The sequence below is a fragment of the Kinneretia sp. DJ1R-11 genome, from assembly GCF_025717595.1.
Lineage (GTDB): Bacteria > Pseudomonadota > Gammaproteobacteria > Burkholderiales > Burkholderiaceae_C > Paucibacter_A.
Map to the genome: position 1 here is coordinate 523,370 of NZ_JAJIRR010000002.1, position 22,671 is coordinate 546,040.

A 22,671-nucleotide genomic window follows, 5' to 3' on the forward strand; every position below is an offset into this window, starting at 1 on the left:
GAAGCCCCGCGTTAGCGCCGCATTTCGAAGCTGGCCTCGCCATGGGCGTCGATGCCCAGATAAGTCCAACCGGTGGCGCGATAGAAGGCCTCGGCGCGGGTGCCCGGTGCGGTGCCCAGGTTCAGGCGTTCCAGTCCCTCGCTGAACAGCCAATCCACCATGACAGCCTGCAGCTGGCGGCCGAAGCCGCGGCCTTCATGGGCGGGGTCCACAAACAAGGCCCAGATATTGCCGGTCTCGCCATTGCCTACGGCAAAGGCTCGCACTTCCCCGGCTTCTTCGACCACCCAGCCGCGGCCGCTGCTCTCGATCGCGGGGATGTAATGCTCTTCGCGGATCACGTCGCTGGTCAAAGGGTTCTCACGCACGGCGCGGCGCACCCGGTGCATGCCGGGGATGTCGCTGCGCAAGGCCTGGCGCAGCTGGCAGCGGGATGCGGTGGTGTTCTCAGTCATGAATCACTTGGTCTCGAAAAAACGGTAGGCGGCACGGTAGCTGATGCGCGCTTCTCGGCCCAGCGCGTCGGCGCTGCAGCCCTCGGCCGGGGCCAGTCCGGCCACGGTGTCGATGCGTTGGATGGCGACGGTCTTGGCAAAGGCGCCGTTGCCGCTGTTGGACTTGGCGCTCAAGAGCAGCCACGGTATGGCCTTGGCATCGGGGCCGGCGTCGCGGGCCCGCACTTCACCGACCACCTTGCTGCCGTCCTGGAACTCCCAGCTCGGGCCGGCGTAGTGCTTGCCCACGCTGCGGCCTTGGGCGTCGAAGAGCTCGGCTTCGGGTGCTTTGAAAGCCCACTCGAAACGGGCCGGCTGGGCGTCTTTGACGGCCTTGCATTCATAGATCTGCACGCCGGTGGCTTGCAGTTCCAAGGTTTGCTGCTGCGATGCGGCGGCTTTCAGGGCTTCGGGCAAGGGGGCGGCATGGATGAGGCCGCTGGCGAGGATCAGGCCGGCGGTAGCCAGGGCCTGGTGGGCAGAGGTCAGGGTATGCGTCATGCGCGCATCCTAGGCGGCAGCCTGAGGCGGCGCTGGAAGTCATGCGGCGCGCCTACACTGGGCCGATGAACAGCTGGCTCTTGATCAAGTACCTGGCCACGGCCGCCGTGGTCGTGGCGGTGTCTGAGTTCGCCCGGCGTAATGACAAGTTGGGTGGTCTGATCGCCGCCCTGCCCCTGGTCACCTTGTTGACCCTGATCTGGCTGCAACTGGAGCAGCAGCCCATGGACAAGATCGCCAACCACGCACGCTACACCTTCTGGTACGTGCTGCCGACCCTGCCCATGTTCCTGCTCTTCCCGGCCCTGCTGGCGCGCCTGGGCTTCTGGCCGGCCTTGCTGCTCAGCGCTGTGTTTGCAGTGCTGTGCTTTGTGGCCTTCGCGGCGCTGATGCGGCGCTTTGGGGTGGAGCTGCTCTGAATCAGAGCAGCAGCCCCTGCCGCATCAGCAGATTCGGCCTGGTTCAGGCCTTGGATTTGCGGCGACCGAAAGTGCCGCCGAGCACCGCCAAACCGAGCAGCATGAGCACATAGGTCTCGGTCTCCGGGACAGCGGAGATGCTGGTCCAGGCCATTTCGGATGCGCTGCCTGTGAATTTCAGCAGCAAGGGGAACAGGGTGTTCGAACTCGTCACTGGCAGGCTGCCGTTGCGGCGGTAGACCTCGAAGCTACGCACATTGGCTGCGAAGTTCAACACCGAACCACTTCCGAAGTTGTCCGTGATGACCGAGCCGTTGGCGCTGACGCTCAGGTCGTCGCCCTGAAAACTGCCAATCTGAATCGAAGTCAAACTCAGCGGTCCATTGCTGAATGATGGGCTGAGGGACACCTGAAATCCCGAATGAGTCAGCGTTGAACCCAGCGCGGAATGCTTCAGGGGAGCGGCAAACCAGTAACCTGAAACAGCCGGTGCGATGAAGTACTGCTTCTCGCCGTTGGCGAGCTGAGTGGATGCCCAGGGCGTGTAGGGATTGGCTTCAGATCCCAGAGGTGGAGTCACCGGCCCGGAAGCACTGCTGAACTGAGCCTGCGAATGAGTCGCGCCAAGGGTCGCGGCCATCGCCACGAGGGCGGTCGCAAAATGTTTCTTCATGAGATTCCTCGCCTGATTGAATGGGCCGACCTGTAGAACACAGGCCGCCGATATTGCTTGTTGTTATGAGCGGCATTATGGCCCAGGCTGTTCGCTCTCTTTTTCCGGGTTTTTGCCCCTGCCGAAGCGCTCATGAGCACGCGCGCAATCTGTCTTCGTATGCAGCTTGCACAAGAGGTCGACGGCCTGACGGGCCGCTTCCACTTGCCCTTGCTCTTGCAGGAATCGAGCCCGTTGTTCCAGAACCGGTGCGTAGGCAAAGCGCTCGGCCAGCTGCGCCAGCTGCTGAACTTGTGCATCGGAGTAGCTGCTCGTATCGCTGATCAAGAGCAGCTCGGGCAGGGGCTGCAACTGCGTGAGCAGTGTGAATCTGGCCTCAGGTCGCGGGGGCGCTGCTTGCATCTGGCCGGCCTTGAAGTCATCGTGCATGCGGCGATGGGTCCGCTCATGCCTGGGGTATTCAAGCGCAATCGCGGTCAAGAGGGCCACGCTCAGCAGGCCTGCGCTGAGGATCAGCGCTCGCGGTACGCGCCAGGATCGACCTGGGGCTTGCATGGCTTGCAGCTCACCCATGATCAGGCCCAGCGGCAGCAGAAAGAAGAAGTACTCCAAGGGGTACTCGGTCATGGCGTGCGTCAGCAGCGTCAGCAGCCCGGCCAGCAAACAGGCGGCACGTGGTGAGCGGCAGGCGCGCAGCTGAATACTCAGCCAGGTGAGCAGCCCAAGGATCAAGAGCCCTCCGAGCGGCAGCCCGTTCCAGACCAGCAGATCGAGCAGCAGGTTGTGGCTGTGTTCGATGAACTCGTGGCTGGCCGGCTGGTTCAGTGCCGCGCGGGTCTGTGCCACCGCGACCTGATTCCAGCCAAAGCCCCAGAGCGGCGACTGCTGCAGGGCGTCAACCAGGGACTGCCAGTGAATGGAGCGTGCGCCCACCGCGAGCAGGGAGCGACTGCCCAGTGGCGCCAGGGCATGCACACGGCTCAGTCCCAATGCGCCTTCCAGCAGAGGCCAGGCAGAGAAGAGCAGCAGTCCAAGTGCACCTATGCCAAGCATGGCGCGTCGACTCAAGCGCAGGCCGGCCCGGCCCTGAATCAGCAGCAGCCAGGTCAGCAGGACCAGCAATTCCAAACGGCCGGTTCGGGAGTCGCTCATGGCAATGCCGGCCCACAAGACCAGGCTGAGGGCGATCAAGGTGCGCAAGCCGAGCTTGTGGCATTGATGCAAGCCCAGGGCGGCCAACTGCCCGAGCACCAGCACGCTGGCCAGCAGATTCGGCTGGGCGAGGTTGCCATAGGGCCGGACCATGGGCCGCGAGCGCAGCAGCCACTCCATGCCTGTGTCGATGCGCAGCCACTGCAAGCTCGCAATGGCGGTCGAGATCAGGGCCGCGCCCAGCAGCCACGGAGCAATCCGGCTCAGCCTCAGTGCCGCGTCCGGCCCGCCGTGAGCGCCTAGCAGCACGGCCCAGGCGAAGCCGACCAGGTAGAGCGAGGCCATCAAAGCGTCGCCTGCAAAATGAATCAGGCCAAAAGCGAACTGGAGCGCAGGTACTGCGGCCAGCAGCAGCGCGGCAAGGGCCAGGCTGGGCATGCGCAGCATGCGGTCTTCACTCTGCCTCAGCCAGGCCAGCACGGCCATCACCAGGGCGGCTGCGGCACACAGATCGCTGTGAAAGGCCAGCCAGGGCGCTTCGTGTTTGGGGATCAGCCAGCTCAATGCCAGGAGCATGGCTGGCAAGGCAGTTTGCAACTGGGCGGCCCAGCGTTCGGGTTGGCGAATCATGGGCGTGATCTGGTGCGAGGGGCAGGCCGGCGCGCGATTCTAGGAGCGTTTGTGCGTAAAGCCTGCGCAGCAGTTCCAGTAAGCTGCGGCCTGCTGCTTCAGCCCACTCAGCGAGAAACTGTTCCCCATGTTCGGCACGCAAGACCTGACCCTCTTCATCATCTCCGGCCTGCTGCTCAATATCGCGCCAGGCCCGGACTCGCTGCTCATCATGGCGCGCAGTGCCAGCCAGGGTTGGCGCGCGGGCTCGGCGGCCGCGCTCGGCATCGGCACGGGGACTTTTGTTCATGTGCTGGCGGCGGCCCTGGGCCTGTCTGCCTTGATGGCGGCCTCGAGCTGGGCCTTCGGGCTGGTCAAACTTTTGGGCGCCGCTTACCTGGTCTATATGGGCCTGGGCTTGCTGCTCAAGCGCGCCGAGCCCGACTCCAACGACGAGGCGCCGGCGGCACCTGCGCCTAGGCCCTTGCGCAGCATCTATCTCCAGGGCTTGCTGACCAATGTGCTGAACCCCAAGGTGGCGCTGTTCTTCCTGGCTTTTGTGCCTCAGTTCATCGCGCCCGATGCCGCCAGCAAACCATTGGCCTTTGTCTTCCTGGGCCTGGTTTTCAATATCAACGGCATGCTCTGGTGCCATTTTCTGGCCTGGTCCACGGCGCAGGCCAGCCGGCGCATCTCGGCCAGCCAGCGCCTGGTGGCCTGGCTGAACCGGGCCATCGGCGCCTTGTTCCTGGGTTTTGGCCTCAAGCTGGCTCTGGCCGAGCGCTGAGACCATGGCCATGGCTCGCTTCAACACCCGGCGCCTCTTGTGGGGCGCGGCCCTTGTCTTCGGTCTGCTGCTTTATGCCAGCCCCTATCTGGCCCTGCTGCAGATGCGGCAGGCGGCCAGCGTTCGCGATGGCGCAGCCCTGGCCGCCTGGGTTGACTTTCCCAGCCTGCGCGCCAGCGTCAAGCTCGGGGTGCAACAGCGTCTGGTCAGCCCGCGCAGCCCCGGTTCGGCGGAGCCGCCCAGCCCGGCGCGCGCCATGGGCGCGGCCGTGGCCAGTGCCTTGTTGGGCCCCATGGTCGATGCCCTGATCACACCGGCCAGCCTGGCCCGCTTGCTGCAGGGCGTACCGCCCGCCAGTGCGGCCCTGCCGCGCCCGCAAGGCAGCGAAGCCGCCGTGCCGCCGCCCCGGGTCGAGACGGCGATGGGCTATGAACACCCGCAGCGATTTGTCTTCAGCATCCGCCAGGCGGGCGAGGATGAGGAGCCGGTCGAGCTGGTCCTGCATCGCCAGGGATTGTTTGGCTGGCAGATCGCGGAGTTGCGCTTGCCCTGAGCCCGAGGGCCGAGCTCAAACCTCCATGCGCTCCGGCGCCAAGTATTGCTGGCGGTAGGCCTCAAACGGCAAGGTGTCCGCTTGCTCGATGCGTGCCTGCTCTGCCAGTGAGGCGGCGGCTTGCTCGGCAAAGCGCTGCGCCAACTCGTCGCTGTAGGGCAGGTCGAGCAGCAGGGCCCGGGTGGCCTCGGACTGCTGGCGGACAAAGCCGACGTAGGAGTTGTCAAAGCGCTCGGCCATGGCTGCCAGCACGCGGGCAGATGGGGTGCTGTCGGGCTCGGCCAGGGTCTGGCGGGCGGCGTCCAAAGCGGCGCGATAGTCCTCACCTCCATGGGCGGCATCGAGTGCGGCCGCCATGGGCGCGCAGGCATCCAGCAGCTCCTTGCCCCAGTCTTGCAGCGTGCGGCTGCCACCGTCCGGGGTTTGCAAGCGAAGGCCCGGCTCGCGGCCGCGTGCGGCCACCAGGTGCTGGTTCTGGCCCAGGGCGCGGATCTCTTCGGGGGTGTCCGGCGGGCTGTCGCTGAGCAGGCAGTGCAAGAGGAAGACGTCCAGGAAGCGCACGGTCTGGGCGGCGATGCCCACCGGCACAAAGGGGTCCAGGTCCATGCAGCGCACTTCCACATACTCGACGCCGCGTTCGCGCAGCGCATGCAGGGGGCGCTCGCCCGAGCGGATCACGCGCTTGGGCCGGATGGTGCCGTAGAACTCGTTCTCGATCTGCAGCAGGCTGGTGCTGAGCTGGTTGTAGTCGCCGCCGGGGTTCTGCACGCCGATGGCCTCGTAGGCCGGATACGGCCGCGTCAGCGCTTCTTGCAATGAATCGGCATAGCTTTCCAGGCAGTTGTAGCTGACCGCCAGCGAAGCCTGGGCATCGCTCTGGTAGCCCAGGCGGCCCATGCGCAGCGAGGTGCCATGCGGCATATAGAGCGTGCCGCTGTTGAGCGACTGCAGCTCGTGCTGGCGACCCTGCACAAAGCTGGAGCACAGGGCCGGCGAGGCGCCAAAGAGATACAGCAGCAAAAAGGAATGGCGGCGGAAATTGCGGATCAGGGCGAAGTACTGCTCGCTGCTGACGCCGGGCAGGGACCAGTTGTAGTGGATGCCCGAGATCGTCTGCATGCGCCGGCCGTAGCGCTGGCCCAGGCCCATGCGGTAGACGCTCTTGCTGCGGCCGACATTGGAGTGACCGTAGCGGCCCAGGGGGATGGTCTCGTCGGTCGGCAGACCGCAGGGCATGGAGCCGACCCAGAGCCGTTCTTCCTCGCTGCTCTGGCCGCAGCAGCTCATCTCGTGCAGTGTCTGGTAGACAGCCTGGTGCACCTCGGTCAATTCCAGCAGGCAGCTGTCCACGCCGGCCTGCACGCCGGTGATCAGCTCGACCTGGGATTCGCTGAAGTCGGTGGTGATGTGGGGGTGGGTCAGTGCCGAGCCCAGGGCCGCCGGGTGGGGCGTGAGTGCCAACTGACCGCCCGGGCGCGCGCGCAGGCTTTCCTTCTCGATGCCCCGGCGTATGCCCAGCAAGTCGGCCCGAGTCAAATGCTCCAGGCGCTTGTTTGCTTCGCTCATGCTGTATGTCCCCAATCACCCTCTGTGCAGTCGCGCACAGTAACAGAGCGCCGTGAATTCTGCCCGCGCCGGGCCCAAGCCGAACTTGTGTTAAAGCCTGGAAGCTGCCTTCCCACCTCGGGTTTTCCCGCTCCCCCGCAGGAAGGGCTGCCGTTGCGCTGGGCTCTGCGCTACGCTGCGCCCTCGCATGAAAGCACACAACGCCGACGCCGCCATCCGCTGGCTGCCCCTGACCGTCATCCTCGCCCTGGCTTTGCAGGTCGCGGTGCTCTGGCTCGACCGGCTCAGCGACGCCGAAACGTCCTGGCTGCCCGGCTTGGCCGAGGCCAGCCTGGTGGTCAATCTCTTGCTGGCGGCCCTGGCCACCTTGGCCCTGCGGCGCGCGCGCGAGCGTATCCGGGCCGCCAATCGCAGCCTGGAGGAGGCCATCGATGCCTTGCCGGCCAGCGTCGAGATCTTTGACCAGGACGACCGTCTGGTCGCCTACAACAAGCAGTTGGCCGCCAACTACCCGCATATGGTGCAAGCCTTCCAGAGCGGCGCCAGTTTCGAGGAACTGGTGCGCCGCTCGGTGCGCGATGGCGCGATTCCGGCCGCGGTGGGCCGCGAGGAAGCCTGGCTGGCCGAGCGCTTTGCCGACCGCGCGCGCGGCCAGGAAGCGCTGCTGCAGCGCCTCAGTGACGGCCGCTGGCTGCGCATCTTCGAGCGCCGCACGCCCTCGGGCGGCACGGTCGGTGTGCGTCTCGATGTCAGCGACCTGATTCTGGAGCAACAGCGCCTGGCCGCCAGCCAGGCCCACCTCAAGGCCTTTGTGCAGGCGGCGCCGAACGGCGTGCTGACCCTGGACACCGAAGGCCATGTGCTGGAGCTCAACCCGGCCGCCGAGCGCTTGTTCGGTTTCCGTGCCGCCGAGCTGCGCGGCAGCCATATCGATCTGCTCTTCGGCATCTGCATGGGCGAGAGCCCGGCCGAGCTGCTGGGCGAGTCACGTGAGCTGAGCACGCGCCGCCGCGACGGGCAAGAACTGACCCTGCAGCTCAATATGGCCGAGGTGCGCACCGACACCACCCACCGTTTTGTCTGCATCATCACCGACCTGACCGAGCGCAAGCGCCAGGAAGTCGCGCTGCAGCTGGCCAATGCGCAGTTGGCGCGCCAGTCCACCACCGACGGCCTGACCGGTGTCGGCAACCGCCGCCATTTCGACCATCTGCTGCAGCAGGAATGGCTGAACAGCGCCAACGAAGGCCGCAGCCTGGCCTGCTTGATGGTCGACATCGACCACTTCAAGCAATACAACGACCATTACGGCCATATCGCCGGCGACGAGACCTTGCGCCGCGTGGCCGAGCTCTTGCACACCTGCGTGGGCCGCGGCGGTGGCACGGTCTGCCGCTTTGGCGGCGAGGAGTTTGTGCTGCTTCTGCCCGACACCGATGTGGCCGAAGCCCAGACCCTGGCCCAGCGCTGCCTGGACAGCCTGCGCCTGGCCGCCATCGAGCACGCCGCCTCGCCCCTGCGGCGCAGCCTCAGCCTGAGCATTGGCGTGGCAGCCTGTGTGGCCGAGGCCCATGCCAGCCCCTTGCGCCTGGTCGAGCAGGCCGATGCCGCGCTCTACGCCGCCAAGCAGAATGGCCGCGCTCGTCTGGTCAGCGCGCCGCTGGACCGGGCCGCTTGAACGGGGCGGCCTGAGCCCCAAGCCCGCTGGCCGTCCGCCTGCCCGTTTGTTCGCTCGCTACCATTGGGCCCTCCTGCCCTCTGGAACACCTTGCCATGCCCACCTCAGTCGACGCCTCGGTCTGCGCCTATTTGCGCAGCCACATTCGCACCGTGCCCGATTGGCCCAGCGCCGGCGTGCAGTTCCGCGACATCACACCTCTGTTGTCCAACCCGCGGGTGTTCCGGGTGCTGATCGACCAGTTCGTGCACCGCTATTTCGACCTCAAGCCCGATGCCATCGCCGGGCTTGATGCGCGCGGTTTCATCATCGGCTCGGTGCTGGCCTATGAGCTGAACATCGGCTTCATCCCCATCCGCAAGAAAGGCAAGCTGCCCTTCACCACGGTGGAAGAAACCTATGAGCTGGAATACGGCAGCGCCACGGTCGAGATGCACACCGACGCGGTGCGCCCGGGCGAGCGTGTGGTGCTGATCGACGACCTGATCGCCACTGGCGGCACCATGGGCGCCGGCGCCAAGCTGCTGCAGCGCCTGGGTGCCGAAGTGGTGGAGTGCGGCGCCATCGTCGACCTGCCCGAGCTGGGCGGCTCGGCCCAGTTGCGGGCGGCGGGGCTGCCCTTGTTCACGCTCGTTGATTTCGCTGGCCACTAAAAAGCTCCGCAGCGAGGGACAATCGCGCCATGGCCAAACCCATTCCCCGTCTCAGCGCTGAAGAAATCAAGCGCGTCATCGCCACCGCCTGGACCGACCAACCGCCCTACAGCAAGGTGCTGATGGAGCATGGGCTCGGCCAGGGCGAGCTGGTGCAGCTGATGAAACGCGAGCTGACCTCGACCGCCTACAAGATGTGGGCCGCCCAAGGCAAGAGCGCCAAGGCGCCGACGCGCAAGGCCCAGTGGCCTTACGGCAAGTAAACCAGCAGTCTCAGCCTCGACCGGCTGGTGCCGGCGGGTCCAGCGGGAACTTGGTGCAGCCCAGCCGGGTCGAGATGTCGCGGCTGGCGGCTGTCAGCATGGCGATGATCTCCGGCGCCTTCTCCTCGTCGTAGCGGAAGGTCGGGAAGGAGATGCTCATGCCCGCGATCGGCTGATTCAGCCGGTCGAAGATGGGGATGCCCAGGCAGCGGATGTGGTCGTCGAACTCTTCGCGGTCTTCGCCGTAACCCTGGGCGCGCACCCGCTCCAGCTCGGCCAGATAGGGGTCGCGCTCGACGATGGTCTTGTCGCGGAAGCGCTTGAACTCGGCGCCGTCCAGGATGCGATCGCGCCGCTCCGGGTGTTCCCAGGCCAGCAGCACCTTGCCGATGGCGGTGCAGTGCAAGGGCGCGCGGCGGCCGACCTTGGAATACATGCCCAGGGTGTGGCGCGAGTCGATCTTGTGCACATAGATGATCTCGCTGTCGATCAAGGTGCCCAGGTGAACCGTCTCGCCGGTCTTGTCGGCCAGCATTTGCATATGGTGCTTGGCCAGGTCCACCAGGTCAGGGTACTGCAGCGCCTTGGCGCCCAGCTCGAAGGCCTTCATGCTCAGGCCGTAGCGTTCGCTGTCGGCCTGCTGACGCACATAGCCCAGGGTCATCATGGTCTGCAGAAAACGGTAGACCGTGGCCTTGGGCATGGCCAGGCGCACCGACAGCTCGGAGATGCCGGTCTCGCTGCGCTCGGACAGGGCTTGCAGGATGGCAAACACCTTGAGCACCGCGGCCACCGATTCGGGCTGCTTGCCGCCGCTGTCGACTGAGTCGTCATCCATTGTTTTGTTTTCCACGGGCTGGTGTTTCATTTGAAGTGGATTGTCCACGGCTTGGCGTTTGCGCTCTACCGGGCTAGCCCGGCCCCGGTGTGAAGCCGTGTCTCGTTCTGCTCGGCTGGCAAATCCTGGTTGCGGTGTTCGAACAGGCGGTTGGCTGCGTCGCCCTCGGTCTGGTGCGGCCGGCGTGCGGTGGAGGGGCCCCAGACGCCATCGCGCCGGGCGTGGATATGGGCGCCGATGCGGCTCTCGCGCACCACGGCCAGGCCATTCGGTGACGAGGGGCCGGCGCGCCACTCGCCCTTGGCCACGCCCTGGTCCCAGGCGCGGCCGAGCCAGACGCTGCCCGGCGCCAGGCCGGCTTCGGCCAGGAAGCGGCTGTCCTGCACGATGAAGCCGATGGTCTCGTTCGCCGCCGTGCTCGACGCCAGCACGATGCCGCCCTCGCCCGGCGTGCGCCGCCCGGCGCGGCTGAGCACGGTGCAGCGCTCCAGCAGCAGGCGGGCATCGCCGAAGATGAAATCCACATCGCCGGCGATCAGGCTGTCATGGACCCAGACGCGGCTCAAGCCCTCAACCTGACGGCGGCTGGCATAGAAGGTGTCCTGATGGCCCCAGAGCTGAACCCGATCCAGCTCGATGCGGTCACCCCGCGTCATCAAGGCCACGGCCTGGGCGCCGCCGCCCTCGCCCACCTCGGGCGGATAGCCCTGGCCGGCGCGCACGCCGTCCATGGCGCTGTTGACGATGCTGAGATGGCGCAGCGTCACCTCGTCGCTGAACACGGCCACGCTGGCGCTGCCGGCCGTGCCGTGGCGGGGTGCGCTGCTGGCTGGAAAGCAGGGTGAGGCGCTGCCGGCTTCGCGCGGCTGGGCGGCAAAGCGGCCGGCCACCAGGCGCACCTCGCCGGGTTCTCCGCCAGCGCCGTAGATCGTCAGCGGCGGCTTGTCGTGGATGCAGACGTTCTCGACGTAGCGGCCTGGCGCCAGGCGGATGAAGTAACGCGCCGGTGCAACGCCCACCGGCGCAGCGCTGCGCGAGGGCAGGGCATCAATGGCCGCTTGCAGGCTGCGGTGGCTGCCGCTGCCGTCGGCCGCCACGCTGAAATGGGCGGTCAGCTCGGCGAGTGGCGGCGCCGCTGCGGGCTGCCAATCCGCGAGGAGCGCAGCGCGGGTCTGCAGCCGGGCCTGGGCCTCGCTGAGCTGCGGGCGCAGGGCGGGGCTGGCCTGCCCGTTTCCCGGGTGAACGGCGAAAAAAATCAGAGCCAGTGCTGCAGCACCGCGCGCCGAGAACAAGACGCTCACTCCAGATCGGCCAAGTAGAGCGCCGGCTCGCCCTCAGCGTCCGAGCTGAACAGCACCTGGCGCTGGTCGGGCGTGAACGAAGGGTGCGGGTGGGTGACCTGGCGGTTGCCCTTGTGCACGCGCCAGGAGCTGTTGTGCCGGGCGATGGGCCGGGTGCTTCCGGCGCGCAGGTCGAAGAGGTGGAGGAAGGGGTCGTTCTGGATCTCGTGGCCGCGCGTGTTGGCCACATCGGTGGGCGTGCCGCTGCCGTCGCCCACCAGCAGGCTGCCGTCGCCATTGCTCATCAGGTGCGAGCAGGGCGGCATGGCGCTGAGGCGGCGGCTTTCTAGCGTCACCGGGTCGAGCGAGCAGATCCAGCGGTCCGTCTGACCTTCGAGGTAGGAGACAAACATCATGGACGAGCCATCGGGCACCCAGAACTCGTGCGTGATGCTTTCCCCCGGTTCGTGCTTGCGGCCGCAGCGCAGGCCGCTGCCGTCCTCGTTGATGAACCAGATGCGGGCGTCGATCAGGTCGTGCGGGCCCTCGTGGCAGAAGGCCACGGTGTGGTCGTCGAAGGGGCGGTACTGCGGGTGGCCGAGCCAGCCCTTCTTCTCGAGGATCACCTGGCGCTCGCCGGTGGCCAGGTCGATGCGGAACAGGCGGCAGCGCGGCTGCGCGTGGTACATCTGGTGGAACTTCTGCCAGTCGGACAAGGGGAACCAATCGTCGGCATGGATCTCGATGCCCACCATCTGCGTGCAGGCGCTGTTGGACACCCAGGTGCCGTAGCCGACCCAGCCCTGGGGCACGGTGTAGACCACCTCTTCGCTGAGGTCGCCCAGGTCCAGGCGGATCAGCTGGCGCTCGGCGCGCACGAAGTAGAGGTGGCGGTCATCGGGGCTGAGGAAGCCGCCGAAGGTGTTTTCACCCGCGCCATCGCTGAGCTGGGTGGCGACCTGGCTTTGCAGGTCCAGCAGGTGGTAGTTCCAGTCCGTGCCCGGGCCGAACTCGGCGCCGAAGATCAGGCGCTGGCCGTCATTGGTGAAGCACTTTTGGTAGAAGTAGTTGCGATGGCAGGTGATGTCGGTCGGTGTCAGGCGGGTGACGCGGCCGCCCTCGCTCGCGCTCAGGCGCAGCTGGGGGCAGTCGGTGAAGTGGAGCTGGCGTTCGGTGCGTTTCATCGGGGTCGTTCCAGGCAGGGGCGGGGTCACTTGATGCGCTGCAGCAGGGCATTGCCCTCGGTGATCAGGCGGCGCGCGGCGTCTTCGTCGCCGGTCTTGCCGTAGGCGATGGTCTCGAACACCTCGCGCATGAATTTGTGCAGGCGGGCATGTTCGAACAAGGGCGCCGGCAGGGCGATCTGGCCGGCTGCGCGCTGCTGGCGGATCTGCTCATGCGCTTGCAGCTCCAGCGGTGGCAGCTTCTTGGCAGCCAGCAGCACCTCGACCTGGGCCTTGGCCACGGGCACGCCGCGGGTGCGGCCCAGAATCAGCGCCGCCTCGCGGCTGGTCAGCAGATAACTGAGCAGCTCGGCGGCCAGCGCGGCATTCTTGCTGTTGCGGCCCACGGCCAACATCACAGTGGGGCGGCCGAACATGCCGCTGTTCTTGGCGCCGGGCAAGGTCGGGTAGTCACCCAGCACCAGGCGCTGCTTCTTGTCCAGCGTGGCGGCGCGCAGGCCGATCACCGAATCCCAGGTGTAGTTGCCGGCCCAGTTGCCGACCACCCAGTCCTGCTGCTGCTCGGTGGCCTTGTCGGCGCCGCCCAGGCTGGCGCGCAGCTTCAGCGGCGTGGCGACATGGCCGTCCACCAGGCGGCGGTAGGTGCGCACCCAGTCCAGGGCGGCGGCGAAATCCATGGCCACGCGCGGCGAGGCCGGGTCCACATAGGGCGTGCCATGCTTTTGCTGCACATAGCTTTGCGACAGCAGCATCATGTCGTAGAGCTCGCCGTCCAGCGGGTAGGCCTGCGGGCCCAGGCGTGCGCGCATCAGGGCGCCGGCGGCGAAGAGCTCGTCCCAGGTCTTGGGCAGGGGCATATTGGCGCGATCAAACGCCGCCTGGTTCCAGAGCAGCACGCGGGCGCTGTAGCTGACCGGCAGGGCGTTCAGGTGGCCGGCCACCATGCCGGTCTGCACGTCTTCGGCTTCGAACTGGTCCAGGGCCAGGTGCTGGCGCTGCTGCAGCAGGTCGGCAAAGCCATTGCCGCGCTTGGAGAACATGGCCAGCCAGGCCCAGTTGATCTGCATGAGGTCGGGCTCGGAGCCGCCGGCGATCTGGGTCGTCAGGCGCTCCAGATAACCGTTGAAACCCATGTACTCGCACTTGATCTTGACGCCCGGGTGCGCGGCCTCGAAAGCGGCCACGGCCTTGAGCGTGGCCTCATGCCGGCTGGCGCCGCCCCACCAGGCGAAGCGCAGCACGGTCGGAGCGCCTGTGCTGGCGCTGCCTTCCGGCCCGGTGGGCGAGCAGCCCGGCAGCAGGCTGCTGGCGGCACCGGCCATGCCGGCGGCCAGCACCGTTCGCCGTTGCAGCAGGGCGGGCTTCACAGCAGCAGGTTCGCGCCGGTGTCGGCGTCGAACAGGTGGGCGCAGGCCATCTGCAGATGAAAGAGGTGGCTGTCGCCGCGTTGCTTCTCGGCCAGGCCGTTGAGCTGGTCGGCCGGAACGCGCGCGGTCAGCGGCTGATCACCGATGGACAGGTGCACGAAGACTTCGCTGCCCATATGCTCCATGAAACGCAGCGTGGCCGGCACGGCCAGGCTGTCGCCTTGCGGCCGGGCCTGGGCGCTGATGTGCTCGGGCCGCAGGCCGAACTTGATGGCGGCGCCACGGCCGTGCAGCTTGGCGGCTTTGGCGGGAGGCAGCGGCAGGCGCTGGCCGCCGAGCAGCACGGTCAGGCCCTCTGCGCCGGACACTTGCTGCAGCTGGGCCTCGAGGATGTTCATCTCGGGTGAGCCGATGAAGCTGGCCACAAAGGCATTGGCCGGGCGGTCGTAGAGCGCGGTGGGTGTGTCCACCTGCTGGATCACGCCGTCCTTGAGCACGCAGATGCGCTGGCCCATGGTCATGGCCTCGACCTGGTCATGGGTCACGTAGATGACGGTGGCCGGCTGGCCCGATTCGCGCAAGGTGCGGTGCAGCTCGGTCAGGCGCACGCGCATGGAGGCGCGCAGTTTCGCGTCGAGGTTGGAGAGCGGCTCGTCGAAGAGAAAGACCTCGGGCTTCTTGACGATGGCGCGGCCCACGGCCACGCGCTGGGCCTGGCCACCGGAGAGCTGCTTGGGGTAGCGGTCCAGCAGATGCTCCATCTCCAGCAGCTGGGCGGCCTGGCGCACGCGCTGGTCAACCTCGGCCTTGGGCGTGCCCGCCAGCTTGAGGCCGAAGGCCAGGTTGTCGTACACCTTCATATGCGGGTAGAGCGCATAGTTCTGGAACACCATGGCGATGCCGCGCTGCTTGGGCGCCAGATCGTTGACGCGCCGGCCGCCAATCTGCAGCTCGCCGCCCGAGATGGTTTCCAGGCCGGCGATCATGCGCAGCAGCGTGGACTTGGCGCAGCCCGAGGGCCCGACAAAGACCATGAACTCGCCGTCCTGCACTTCCAAGTCCACGCCATGCACGGCCTTGAAGCCATTGGGGTAGACCTTCTCGATTTTCTTCAGGCTCAGGTGGGCCACTTGTTTGTCTCCAGTTCGCTCACGACGGCTCTTTGGCCATCGAAGGAAATGCAACCACAGAGGCGCAGAGGCACAGAGGAGTCCGCTCTGAGCTTTCTCTGTGACTCCGTGCCTCTGTGGTTGCCTTTTGTTTTCATCAGCCCTTCACCCCACTCGAAGTCGCCCCTTCGATGAAGTGCTTCTGCGCCAGGAAGAACACCGTCACCGAGGGCACCAGGGCCAGCACGGAGATGGCGATGACGCTGGCCCACTCGACCTCTTCGGTGGCGCCGATGCTCATCTTCAGTGCCAGCGAGACCGGGTACTTTTCGACCGTGGAGAGGTAGATCAGCGGGCCCATGAAATCGTTCATGGTCCAGATGAACTGGAAGACGATGACCGAGATGATGGCCGGCTTGAGCAGGGGCACGATGATGTGCCAGAGCAGCTGCAGGGCGTTGCAGCCGTCGATCTGCGCGGCCTCTTCCATGTCACGCGGGATGCCGCGCAGGAACTGCACCAGCATGAAGACGAAGAAGGTGTCGGTGGCAAAGGCCGAGGGCACGATCAGGGGCAGGTAGGAATCCAGCCAGCCCAGCTCCTTGAACACCAGGTACTGCGGCAGGCGCAGGATGATGAGGGGCAGCATCATGGTGCCCACCATCACCGAGAACAGCAGCTTCTTGCCCCAGAACTCGAAGCGGGCAAAGGCGTAGGCGACCAGCACGCAGGAGATCACCGTCACGAGGATGCGCGGGATGGTGATCAGAAAGCTGTTCAGAAAGTAGGTGGCGAAGGTGTACTCGGTGCTGGTCTTCCAGCCCTTGGCGTAGGCGCCGAAATCAAAGCGGGCCGGCCAGAAGCCGATCTCGGTGTAGATCTCGGTGTTGCTCTTGAATGAAGCGCCGACCAGCCAGAGCAGCGGGTAGAGCATGACGATGGCCACGGCGCCCAGGGCCAGATAGCGCAGCCAGGGCCGGCCGCGCTCGCGCACCAGGATCAGTTCGGAGGCGCCGCTCATCGCTTGCTCTCCTTCTCGCCGGCGTAGAACACCCAGTAGCGCGAGCTCCAGAAGGACAGTCCGCTCAAGGCCGCCACCAGGGCGAACAGCACCCAGCTCAGCGCCGCGCCGTAGCCCAGATTGAAGAAGCGGAAGCTCTGGTCGTAGATGTAGAGCGCCAGCACATAGGTGGAGCTCAGCGGCCCGCCCTCGGTGATCATGTAGGGGCCGTTGAACTCCTGGAAGGCGTGCACCATCTGCATGATCATGTTGAAGAAGATCACCGGCGTGATCAGGGGCACGGTGATGCGGAAGAACTGCTGGCGCTTGCTGGCGCCGTCGCATTCAGCGGCCTCGTAGAGCGCGATCGGCACGTTCTGCAGCGCCGCCAGAAAGATCACCATGGCCGAGCCGAACTGCCAGGTGAAGAGCAGCACGATGGTCCACATCGAGAAGTGCTCGTCGGCCAGCCAGGAGATCGGCTCGATGCCGAACTTGCCCAGGGCGATATTGACCAGGCCATGCTGGGAAAAGATGAAGCGCCAGAGCACGGCCACCGCGATCGAGCCGCCCAGGATGGAGGGCAGGTAGAAGGCCGAGCGGAAGAAGTTGATGCCGCGCATGCGGAAGTTCAGCACATGGGCGATGAAGAGCGCGAAGCCCACGCGCAGCGGCACGGCCAGCAGGGCGAACAGCAGGGTCACACCCAGCGATTTGCGGAACAGCGGGTCCTGCGTGGCCAGCTCGCGGTAGTTGTCCAGGCCGACGAACTCGGGCGGGTTGATGATGTCGTACTGGGTGAAGCTGAGCGCCAGGCTCATCACGAAGGGAAACAGCTTGAACAGCAGCACGCCCAGCACAAATGGCAGGACGAACAGAAAGCCCAGCTTCTTGTTCTCATACATACGCAGCCACTCCGTGACCCTAGGGATATAAAACGTGGAGCCGTGATTGGAGGCTGATTGCTTTTCGTAGCGAGCGCTTGTCAGGCTAGGCGGACGGAGCGTAGGGACCGGAACGTACTTGGTGTACGTGAGGATCCCGAAGCGACGGCCAACGACGCATGGCAAGCGCGCAGTAGAAAAGCAGTCCAGCTCAGCGGGCGAGCCAGCCGCCGTCGACTGCGACGGTATAACCGTTGACATAGTCGGAGGCTTTGGACGCGAGAAACACCACCGGCCCGGCCAGATCCTCGGGCAGGCCCCAACGGCCGGCGGGGATGCGCTCCAGGATGGCGGCGCTGCGGCCTTCGTCGGCGCGCAGCGGCGCGGTGTTGTTGGTGGCCATGTATCCGGGCGCGATGGCATTGACGTTGATGCCGTGGTTGGCCCATTCATTGGCCATGGCCCGGGTGATGCCCATGACTGCGCTCTTGGAGGCGGTGTAGGAGGGCACGCGCACGCCGCCCTGGTAGGACAGCATGGAGGCGACATTGATGATCTTGCCGCCGCTGCCCTGGGCGATGAAACAGCGCGCCACGGCTTGCGAGAAGAAGAACACCGACTTCAGGTTGAGGTCGATGACATCGTCCCAGTCGGCTTCGCTGAACTTGATGGCGTCTTCGCGGCGGATGATGCCGGCGTTGTTGACCAGGATGTCGACGCGGCCGGTCAGGCTCTTGGCCTGAATGAGCAGGCCGTCGATGCAGCCGATGTCGCTGAGATTGGCGCGCAGGTCGAGGAAGCGGCGGCCGGTGGCTTCGACCTGGGCGCGCGTGTCGACCGGGTCGGTGACGTTGACGCCGACGATGTCGGCACCGGCTTCGGCCAGCGCCACGGCCATGCCCTGGCCCAGGCCGGTGTTGCAGCCGGAGACGATGGCCACGCGGCCCTGCAGTTGAAATTGATCGAGGATCATGAGGTGCTTTCGTGAGGGGTGGACCCGTGGGTCGGTCGATGTCGCGTGGGTCCGCTCAACGCAGCGCAGTCATGGGCACATGGTCCATGTCCTTGAAGACCTGGTTTTCGCCCACCATGCCCCAGATGAAGGTGTAGGCCTGGGTGCCGACGCCGGAGTGGATGCTCCAACTTGGGCTGATCACCGCCTGCTCGTTGCGCACCACCAGGTGCCGGGTCTGGCTGGGTTCGCCCATCATGTGGAAGACGGCGGCGTTCTCGTTCATGTCGAAGTAGAAGTACACCTCCATGCGCCGGTCGTGCGTGTGGCAGGGCATGGTGTTCCACAGGCTGCCGGGCTCCAGCTGGGTCATGCCCATCAGCAGCTGGCAGGTGGGCAGCACATCGGGCACCAGGAATTTGTAGATGGTGCGGCGGTTGCTGGTCTCGGGCGCGCCAAGGGTCTCGGGCGAGGCCTCGGCCAGCGTCACCTTGCGGTGCGGGTAAGCGGTGTGGGCCGGCGCGCAGTTGAAGTAGAGCTTGGCCGGTTGCGCAGGGTCCACGCTGCTGAAGGCCAGCTCGCGGGCGCCCTGGCCCACGTACAAGGCCTCGCGCGGGCCGATCTCGAAGACCTGGTCATCGACGCTGACGCGGGCGGCACCGCCGATATTGATCAGGCCCAGCTCGCGGCGCTGCAGGAAGAAATCGGTGCCGGTGTGCTTACCCAGCTCGGGCGCGAAACGCACGGCCTGGCCGACCGGCATGATGCCGCCGACGATGATGCGGTCGATCTGGCTGTAGGTCAGCGTGACCTGGTCGGGCTGGAACAGGTCCTGGACCAGGAAATGGCGGCGCAGGCCCTCGGTGTCCAGGGTTCGTGCGTGTTCGCTGTGGATGGGTTGGCGGATGTCCATGGCTGGGGTCCTAGCGGTCGGGCGGGAGGCCGGCGAAGCCGCGCGCGTCAGGCGGCGGTCGGGGTGCGGGGGGGTTGGCAAGCCCAGGCAGAAGGCCTGTGGCGCTGCGAATGGGTGCAAGCCTAACGCAGCTCAGGACTTTCCCGGAATTATGGTTTCTATTTAGTGAACCGCTGTTTCATTTATTTGGCGGAACGCTATAGTCTGAACCATCGATGCGTGAAACGGCCGTTTGCGCCGCAGCAGGAGACATCCCCGATGAGCACACCGTACTTCGACAACGCCAGCAGCGCCTGGACCGAGCTGGGCGATGGCATCCGCCGCAAGATCGTGGGCCACACGCCGGAGCTGATGTCGGTGCTGGTGCAGTTCGACCAGGGCGCCATCGGCAGCGTCCATGCCCATGATGCGCATGACCAGATCGCTTTTGTGGTCAGCGGCTCTTTCGAAGCCGATGTGGCCGGCATCAAGAAGATTCTGCGCGTCGGTGATGCCTTCACCGCGCCGCGCCTGACCCCGCATGGTGTGGTGGCCCTGGAGGCCGGCAGCACCTTGCTCGACCAGTTTTCCCCGCCTCGGCAGGACTACCTCTAAACAGGCCAGCTCCCCTGCCACCGGAGGCGGCCGCACTGCAGCGGCCGCCCCGGCTCTCCCGATGTAGCGGTGCCCTGCGTGCGCCCTCCAAGCCTGAACCGAACCGGCCAAGCCGCACAGACGGCGCCGGGTCGTGCGAAACCCGCATCAGAGCGTCAGCCGGCCCCGACCGAGCGACGCCGCCCCAAACCATTGGAGACAAGCCATGACCTCGCGCCCCGCTTCGACGCAGACGCCCCAATTCACCTGCCGCCGCAGCCTGCTTTCGCTCGCCTCGCTGGCTGCCCTGAGCACCCTGGCCGCCGGCGCCCAGGCGCAGAGCGCGCCGCCAGCGGCCACACAAGCAGCCCCGGCTGCGCCGTCCAAGGCCAGCCTGGACGCCGTCACCGTCACCGGCCTGCGCGCTTCGCTGGAAAGTGCACTGCGCGCCAAGCGTGATGACAACAGCATCGTCGATGTCATCAAGGCCGAGGACATGGGCAAGTTCCCCGACACCAACCTGGCCGAATCGCTGCAGCGCGTGCCCGGCGTGGTGATCGACCGCGACGCCGGCGAGGGCCGCAACATCACGGTGCGCGGCCTGGGCCAGGATTTCACCCGCGTGCGCATCAATGGCATCGAGGGTCTGGCCACCACCGGCGGCACCGACAGCTCGGGCGGCGCCAACCGCTCGCGCGGCTTTGACTTCAATGTCTTCGCCTCCGAGCTGTTCAATTCGCTGACCGTGCGCAAGAGCAGCTCCGCCGATGTGGACGAAGGCTCGCTCGGTGCCACGGTGGACCTGCAAACCACCCGGCCTTTCGACCTGAAGGGCTTCACCGGCATGGTCTCGCTCAAGGGTGGCTACAACGACCTGTCCGGCAAGACCACGCCGCGCGCCGCCTTCCTGCTGTCCAACACCTTTGCCGACAACAAGCTGGGCGTGCTGATCTCGGGCGCCTACTCGCAGCGCAAGGTGCTGGAAGAAGGCTTCAGCACCGTGCGCTGGGACAACGGCCCCTCCTCCGGCGGCTGGTGCGCCCCACAGGGCGTGACGCCCGCCAACCCGACGAACTCGACCGCCACCACCTGCGGCCCGGCCGCTCAGGGCGTGCTGCGCCTGCCCAACACCGCCGCCAATATCGCGACCTACAACGAGGCCAGCAAGGCCGAGAACTTCCACCCCCGCCTGCCCCGTTACGGCCGCCTGACCCATGACCAGGACCGCCTGGGTGTGACCGCCGCCGTGCAGTTCAAGCCGGCCGACGGCACCTTGCTGACCCTGGACCTGCTCTACTCCAAGCTCGACGCCACCCGCCAGGAAGACTTCCTGGAAGTGATCTCTTTCAGCCGCAACGCCGGCCAGGGCGGCAAGCCGCAGACCAGCGTGGTCTCGGCCAGCTATGCGCCCAACGGCGCGTTGCTCAAGGGCGTGTTCAACGGCGTGGATGTGCGCGCCGAGTCGCGTTTCGACGAGCTCTCCACCACCTTCACCCAGCCCACCCTGACCCTGGAGCAGGACTTTGGCGAGCATGTGCGCCTGACCGCCCGCGCTGGCCGCGCCACCAGCAAGTTCCGCAATCCGGTGCAGACCACCACCACGCTGGACGCGCTCAATGTCAACGGCTACAGCATCGACTTCAGCGCCGACGACCGCGCCCCGGCCATCAGCTACCCCTTCGACCCCACGCAGGCCGGCGGCGCCCTGACCCTGGTCGGTGTGCCGGTGGCCAGCAGCGGCACCCAGGCCGGCACCATCACCAACACCACCAGCAGCGAGATCCGCATCCGCCCGCAAGGTGCCAGCAACACCAACGATGTGTTCCACCTGGACCTGGCCTGGGACGTGCTGCCCAACAAGCTCATGCTCAAGGGCGGTGTGGACTACAAGAAGTACAGCTTCGACTCCTACGAGTTCCGCCGCGTCAACCAGAACGACACCATCTTCCCGGTGCCGGCCGGCAGCACGGTGGCCAGCCTGACGACCAGCCTGACCGGTTTCGGCAAGGGCCAGAACCTGCCCGCGGGCACGGCAACCAGCTGGGTCATCCCCAATCTGGCCGCCATCGCCCAGGCCTACGACATCTATTGCAACTGCATCAAGAGTGGCCCGGCCGGCGGCCCCGGTGACTTCACGCTTTCGTCCATCACCAACGGCAATGCGCGCGGCAACAACCGCAGCGTCACCGAGAAAGACGAGGCGGCCTTCTTCCAGCTGGACTTCAACACCCGCCTCGGTGACATCCCGGTGCGCGGCAATGTCGGCACCCGCTACGTCAAGACCCGACTCGCGGCCACCGGCTACCAGGCCACCAGCGGCGGCACCGCCGTGACCGTGGACCATCTCTACGACGACCTGCTGCCCGCCGCCAATCTGGCCGCGACGCTGAGCAAGGACGTGATCGTGCGCTTCGCCGCGGCCAAGGTCATGGCCCGGCCGCAGCTGGGCAATCTGAGCCCGGGCGGTACCGTGTCTACCACCGGCACCTTGTCGGTCACCAGCGGCAACCCCCTGCTCAAGCCCTTCCGTGCCACCACCTTCGATTCCAGCATCGAGTGGTACTTCGCCAAGAACGCCTTCCTGGGCCTGGGCCTGTTCCAGAAGAACATCAGCACCTACATCCAGAGCATCCGCAACAACGTCCCGTTCAAGCAGACCGGCCTGCCCATGAGCCTGCTGCCGAGCAACTTCACCGGCGACGAGGTCTTCCAGGTCACCGCCCCCATCAACACCGACGGCGGCAAGCTGCAGGGCTTCGAACTCAACTACCAGCAGCCTTTCACCTTCCTGCCCGGCTGGGGCAAGAACTTCGGCGCCCTGCTGAACTACACCTATGTGAAGAGCAAGATCGAGTACGTGGTCTCGCCCACCAGCACGGCCACCATCACCGACGACTTGATCAACCTCTCGCCCAAGTCCTGGAACGCCACGCTGTACTACGACGACGGCGCCTTCAGCGCCCGCATCTCGGGCTCGCAGCGCTCCGGCTTCGTCACCCGGGTGCCGGGCCAGAACAACAACGATGTCGAGGGCAAGAACAAGACCTTCAACGTCGATGTGTCCCTGAGCTACAAGTTCAACGACAAGCTGGAAGTGACCCTGGAAGGCGTCAATCTGACCAACCAGGCCAACGACCAGTTCATCAGCCGGGCGCGCGACAGCGTGGTGGTCAACAACGTCACCGGCCGCGAGTTCATGTTCGGGGCGCGCTACAGGTTCTGA

Annotated in this window: 22 protein-coding genes; 8 read left to right on the plus strand and 14 right to left on the minus strand. The window is 66.2% G+C overall.

The genetic code is table 11. The features are described from left to right. Nucleotides 1-11 precede the first annotated feature (11 nt). Together LNV23_RS06390 and LNV23_RS06395 are read right to left on the minus strand one after the other, a co-directional pair. Nucleotides 12-455, minus strand: a complete 444-nt coding sequence (locus LNV23_RS06390; protein ID WP_263562211.1) for a GNAT family N-acetyltransferase — start codon at nt 453-455, stop codon at nt 12-14. A 3-nt stretch (nt 456-458) separates the two neighbouring features. Next, on the minus strand, nt 459-995 hold the full coding sequence (locus LNV23_RS06395) for a DUF3455 domain-containing protein (protein ID WP_263562212.1): 537 nt from the start codon (nt 993-995) through the stop codon (nt 459-461). A gap of 65 nt (nt 996-1,060) precedes the next feature. On the opposite strand from LNV23_RS06395, the gene LNV23_RS06400 reads away from it, so the two are divergent. Further along, on the plus strand, nt 1,061-1,414 hold the full coding sequence (locus LNV23_RS06400; RefSeq protein ID WP_263562213.1) for a DUF3147 family protein: 354 nt from the start codon (nt 1,061-1,063) through the stop codon (nt 1,412-1,414). A 43-nt stretch (nt 1,415-1,457) separates the two neighbouring features. On the opposite strand, the gene LNV23_RS06405 is transcribed toward LNV23_RS06400, so the two are convergent. Together LNV23_RS06405 and LNV23_RS06410 are read right to left on the minus strand one after the other, a co-directional pair. Next, a complete protein-coding gene (locus tag LNV23_RS06405) occupies nt 1,458-2,087 on the minus strand; it encodes a hypothetical protein (RefSeq protein WP_263562214.1) in 630 nt (209 codons plus the stop codon). Nucleotides 2,088-2,162: 75 nt separating this feature from the next. Beyond that, a complete protein-coding gene (locus LNV23_RS06410; RefSeq protein WP_263562215.1) occupies nt 2,163-3,869 on the minus strand; it encodes a Wzy polymerase domain-containing protein in 1,707 nt (568 codons plus the stop codon). A gap of 127 nt (nt 3,870-3,996) precedes the next feature. Here LNV23_RS06410 and LNV23_RS06415 point away from each other — a divergent pair, with 127 nt between their 5' ends. Together LNV23_RS06415 and LNV23_RS06420 are read left to right on the plus strand one after the other, a co-directional pair. Next, entirely contained in the window at nt 3,997-4,635 is a 639-nt protein-coding gene (locus LNV23_RS06415; RefSeq protein ID WP_263562216.1) for a LysE family translocator, read from the plus strand. A gap of 4 nt (nt 4,636-4,639) precedes the next feature. Then, nucleotides 4,640-5,188, plus strand: coding sequence for a DUF2939 domain-containing protein (locus LNV23_RS06420; RefSeq protein WP_263562217.1), 549 nt, complete (start codon nt 4,640-4,642; stop codon nt 5,186-5,188). Nucleotides 5,189-5,203: 15 nt separating this feature from the next. Here the strand turns inward: LNV23_RS06420 and gshA are convergent, their stop codons facing one another. Further along, the gene (gene gshA, locus LNV23_RS06425; RefSeq protein ID WP_263562218.1) at nt 5,204-6,754 is read right to left on the minus strand and encodes a glutamate--cysteine ligase; all 1,551 of its coding nucleotides are present in this window, start codon (nt 6,752-6,754) and stop codon (nt 5,204-5,206) included. Between the two features lie 187 nt (nt 6,755-6,941). On the opposite strand from gshA, the gene LNV23_RS06430 reads away from it, so the two are divergent. The 3 genes from LNV23_RS06430 to LNV23_RS06440 all read left to right on the plus strand — a co-directional run bounded on the left by LNV23_RS06430 (nt 6,942) and on the right by LNV23_RS06440 (nt 9,348). Continuing rightward, the gene (locus tag LNV23_RS06430; RefSeq protein ID WP_263562219.1) at nt 6,942-8,432 is read left to right on the plus strand and encodes a GGDEF domain-containing protein; all 1,491 of its coding nucleotides are present in this window, start codon (nt 6,942-6,944) and stop codon (nt 8,430-8,432) included. Between the two features lie 95 nt (nt 8,433-8,527). After that, nucleotides 8,528-9,085, plus strand: coding sequence for an adenine phosphoribosyltransferase (locus LNV23_RS06435; RefSeq protein WP_263562220.1), 558 nt, complete (start codon nt 8,528-8,530; stop codon nt 9,083-9,085). Nucleotides 9,086-9,114: 29 nt separating this feature from the next. Continuing rightward, nucleotides 9,115-9,348, plus strand: a complete 234-nt coding sequence (locus tag LNV23_RS06440; RefSeq protein ID WP_263515962.1) for a DUF2805 domain-containing protein — start codon at nt 9,115-9,117, stop codon at nt 9,346-9,348. Between the two features lie 10 nt (nt 9,349-9,358). On the opposite strand, the gene kdgR is transcribed toward LNV23_RS06440, so the two are convergent. The 9 genes from kdgR to kduI all read right to left on the minus strand — a co-directional run bounded on the left by kdgR (nt 9,359) and on the right by kduI (nt 18,875). Further along, nucleotides 9,359-10,186, minus strand: coding sequence for a DNA-binding transcriptional regulator KdgR (gene kdgR / locus LNV23_RS06445; protein WP_263562221.1), 828 nt, complete (start codon nt 10,184-10,186; stop codon nt 9,359-9,361). A 65-nt stretch (nt 10,187-10,251) separates the two neighbouring features. Next, nucleotides 10,252-11,478, minus strand: coding sequence for a pectinesterase family protein (locus LNV23_RS06450; protein ID WP_263562222.1), 1,227 nt, complete (start codon nt 11,476-11,478; stop codon nt 10,252-10,254). 5 nt (nt 11,479-11,483) lie between these two features. Continuing rightward, complete coding sequence (locus LNV23_RS06455; protein ID WP_263562223.1) at nt 11,484-12,650, minus strand: oligogalacturonate lyase family protein; 1,167 nt, start codon at nt 12,648-12,650, stop codon at nt 11,484-11,486. Nucleotides 12,651-12,676: 26 nt separating this feature from the next. Then, nucleotides 12,677-14,017, minus strand: coding sequence for an ABC transporter substrate-binding protein (locus tag LNV23_RS06460; protein WP_263562224.1), 1,341 nt, complete (start codon nt 14,015-14,017; stop codon nt 12,677-12,679). Continuing rightward, on the minus strand, nt 14,014-15,147 hold the full coding sequence (locus tag LNV23_RS06465) for an ABC transporter ATP-binding protein (protein WP_263562225.1): 1,134 nt from the start codon (nt 15,145-15,147) through the stop codon (nt 14,014-14,016). The genes LNV23_RS06460 and LNV23_RS06465 overlap by 4 nt, the downstream gene beginning before the upstream one ends. A 136-nt stretch (nt 15,148-15,283) precedes the next feature. Beyond that, nucleotides 15,284-16,147: a carbohydrate ABC transporter permease gene (locus tag LNV23_RS06470; RefSeq protein ID WP_263562226.1), complete on the minus strand. Its 864-nt coding sequence runs from the start codon at nt 16,145-16,147 to the stop codon at nt 15,284-15,286. Beyond that, nucleotides 16,144-17,031, minus strand: coding sequence for a carbohydrate ABC transporter permease (locus LNV23_RS06475; protein ID WP_263562227.1), 888 nt, complete (start codon nt 17,029-17,031; stop codon nt 16,144-16,146). The genes LNV23_RS06470 and LNV23_RS06475 overlap by 4 nt, the downstream gene beginning before the upstream one ends. Before the next feature lie 190 nt (nt 17,032-17,221). Continuing rightward, nucleotides 17,222-17,983: a 2-dehydro-3-deoxy-D-gluconate 5-dehydrogenase KduD gene (gene kduD / locus LNV23_RS06480; RefSeq protein WP_318023209.1), complete on the minus strand. Its 762-nt coding sequence runs from the start codon at nt 17,981-17,983 to the stop codon at nt 17,222-17,224. 55 nt (nt 17,984-18,038) lie between these two features. Further along, the gene (kduI, locus tag LNV23_RS06485; RefSeq protein WP_263562228.1) at nt 18,039-18,875 is read right to left on the minus strand and encodes a 5-dehydro-4-deoxy-D-glucuronate isomerase; all 837 of its coding nucleotides are present in this window, start codon (nt 18,873-18,875) and stop codon (nt 18,039-18,041) included. A 258-nt stretch (nt 18,876-19,133) separates the two neighbouring features. Between kduI and LNV23_RS06490 the strand changes: the two genes are divergently transcribed. Together LNV23_RS06490 and LNV23_RS06495 are read left to right on the plus strand one after the other, a co-directional pair. Next, nucleotides 19,134-19,469, plus strand: coding sequence for a cupin domain-containing protein (locus tag LNV23_RS06490; RefSeq protein ID WP_102768744.1), 336 nt, complete (start codon nt 19,134-19,136; stop codon nt 19,467-19,469). Between the two features lie 205 nt (nt 19,470-19,674). Continuing rightward, nucleotides 19,675-22,671, plus strand: coding sequence for a TonB-dependent receptor (locus LNV23_RS06495; protein WP_263562229.1), 2,997 nt, complete (start codon nt 19,675-19,677; stop codon nt 22,669-22,671).

What these genes read in the sequence shown, in the direction of transcription:
- LNV23_RS06390 (WP_263562211.1), bottom strand. Translation starts at nt 455, where the DNA reads ATGACTGAGAACACCACCGCATCCCGCTGCCAGCTGCGCCAGGCCTTG.
- LNV23_RS06395 (WP_263562212.1), bottom strand. Translation starts at nt 995, where the DNA reads ATGACGCATACCCTGACCTCTGCCCACCAGGCCCTGGCTACCGCCGGC.
- LNV23_RS06400 (WP_263562213.1), top strand. Translation starts at nt 1,061, where the DNA reads ATGAACAGCTGGCTCTTGATCAAGTACCTGGCCACGGCCGCCGTGGTC.
- LNV23_RS06405 (WP_263562214.1), bottom strand. Translation starts at nt 2,087, where the DNA reads ATGAAGAAACATTTTGCGACCGCCCTCGTGGCGATGGCCGCGACCCTT.
- LNV23_RS06410 (WP_263562215.1), bottom strand. Translation starts at nt 3,869, where the DNA reads ATGATTCGCCAACCCGAACGCTGGGCCGCCCAGTTGCAAACTGCCTTG.
- LNV23_RS06415 (WP_263562216.1), top strand. Translation starts at nt 3,997, where the DNA reads ATGTTCGGCACGCAAGACCTGACCCTCTTCATCATCTCCGGCCTGCTG.
- LNV23_RS06420 (WP_263562217.1), top strand. Translation starts at nt 4,640, where the DNA reads ATGGCCATGGCTCGCTTCAACACCCGGCGCCTCTTGTGGGGCGCGGCC.
- gshA (WP_263562218.1), bottom strand. Translation starts at nt 6,754, where the DNA reads ATGAGCGAAGCAAACAAGCGCCTGGAGCATTTGACTCGGGCCGACTTG.
- LNV23_RS06430 (WP_263562219.1), top strand. Translation starts at nt 6,942, where the DNA reads ATGAAAGCACACAACGCCGACGCCGCCATCCGCTGGCTGCCCCTGACC.
- LNV23_RS06435 (WP_263562220.1), top strand. Translation starts at nt 8,528, where the DNA reads ATGCCCACCTCAGTCGACGCCTCGGTCTGCGCCTATTTGCGCAGCCAC.
- LNV23_RS06440 (WP_263515962.1), top strand. Translation starts at nt 9,115, where the DNA reads ATGGCCAAACCCATTCCCCGTCTCAGCGCTGAAGAAATCAAGCGCGTC.
- kdgR (WP_263562221.1), bottom strand. Translation starts at nt 10,186, where the DNA reads ATGGATGACGACTCAGTCGACAGCGGCGGCAAGCAGCCCGAATCGGTG.
- LNV23_RS06455 (WP_263562223.1), bottom strand. Translation starts at nt 12,650, where the DNA reads ATGAAACGCACCGAACGCCAGCTCCACTTCACCGACTGCCCCCAGCTG.
- LNV23_RS06470 (WP_263562226.1), bottom strand. Translation starts at nt 16,147, where the DNA reads ATGAGCGGCGCCTCCGAACTGATCCTGGTGCGCGAGCGCGGCCGGCCC.
- LNV23_RS06475 (WP_263562227.1), bottom strand. Translation starts at nt 17,031, where the DNA reads ATGTATGAGAACAAGAAGCTGGGCTTTCTGTTCGTCCTGCCATTTGTG.
- kduD (WP_318023209.1), bottom strand. Translation starts at nt 17,983, where the DNA reads ATGATCCTCGATCAATTTCAACTGCAGGGCCGCGTGGCCATCGTCTCC.
- kduI (WP_263562228.1), bottom strand. Translation starts at nt 18,875, where the DNA reads ATGGACATCCGCCAACCCATCCACAGCGAACACGCACGAACCCTGGAC.
- LNV23_RS06490 (WP_102768744.1), top strand. Translation starts at nt 19,134, where the DNA reads ATGAGCACACCGTACTTCGACAACGCCAGCAGCGCCTGGACCGAGCTG.
- LNV23_RS06495 (WP_263562229.1), top strand. Translation starts at nt 19,675, where the DNA reads ATGACCTCGCGCCCCGCTTCGACGCAGACGCCCCAATTCACCTGCCGC.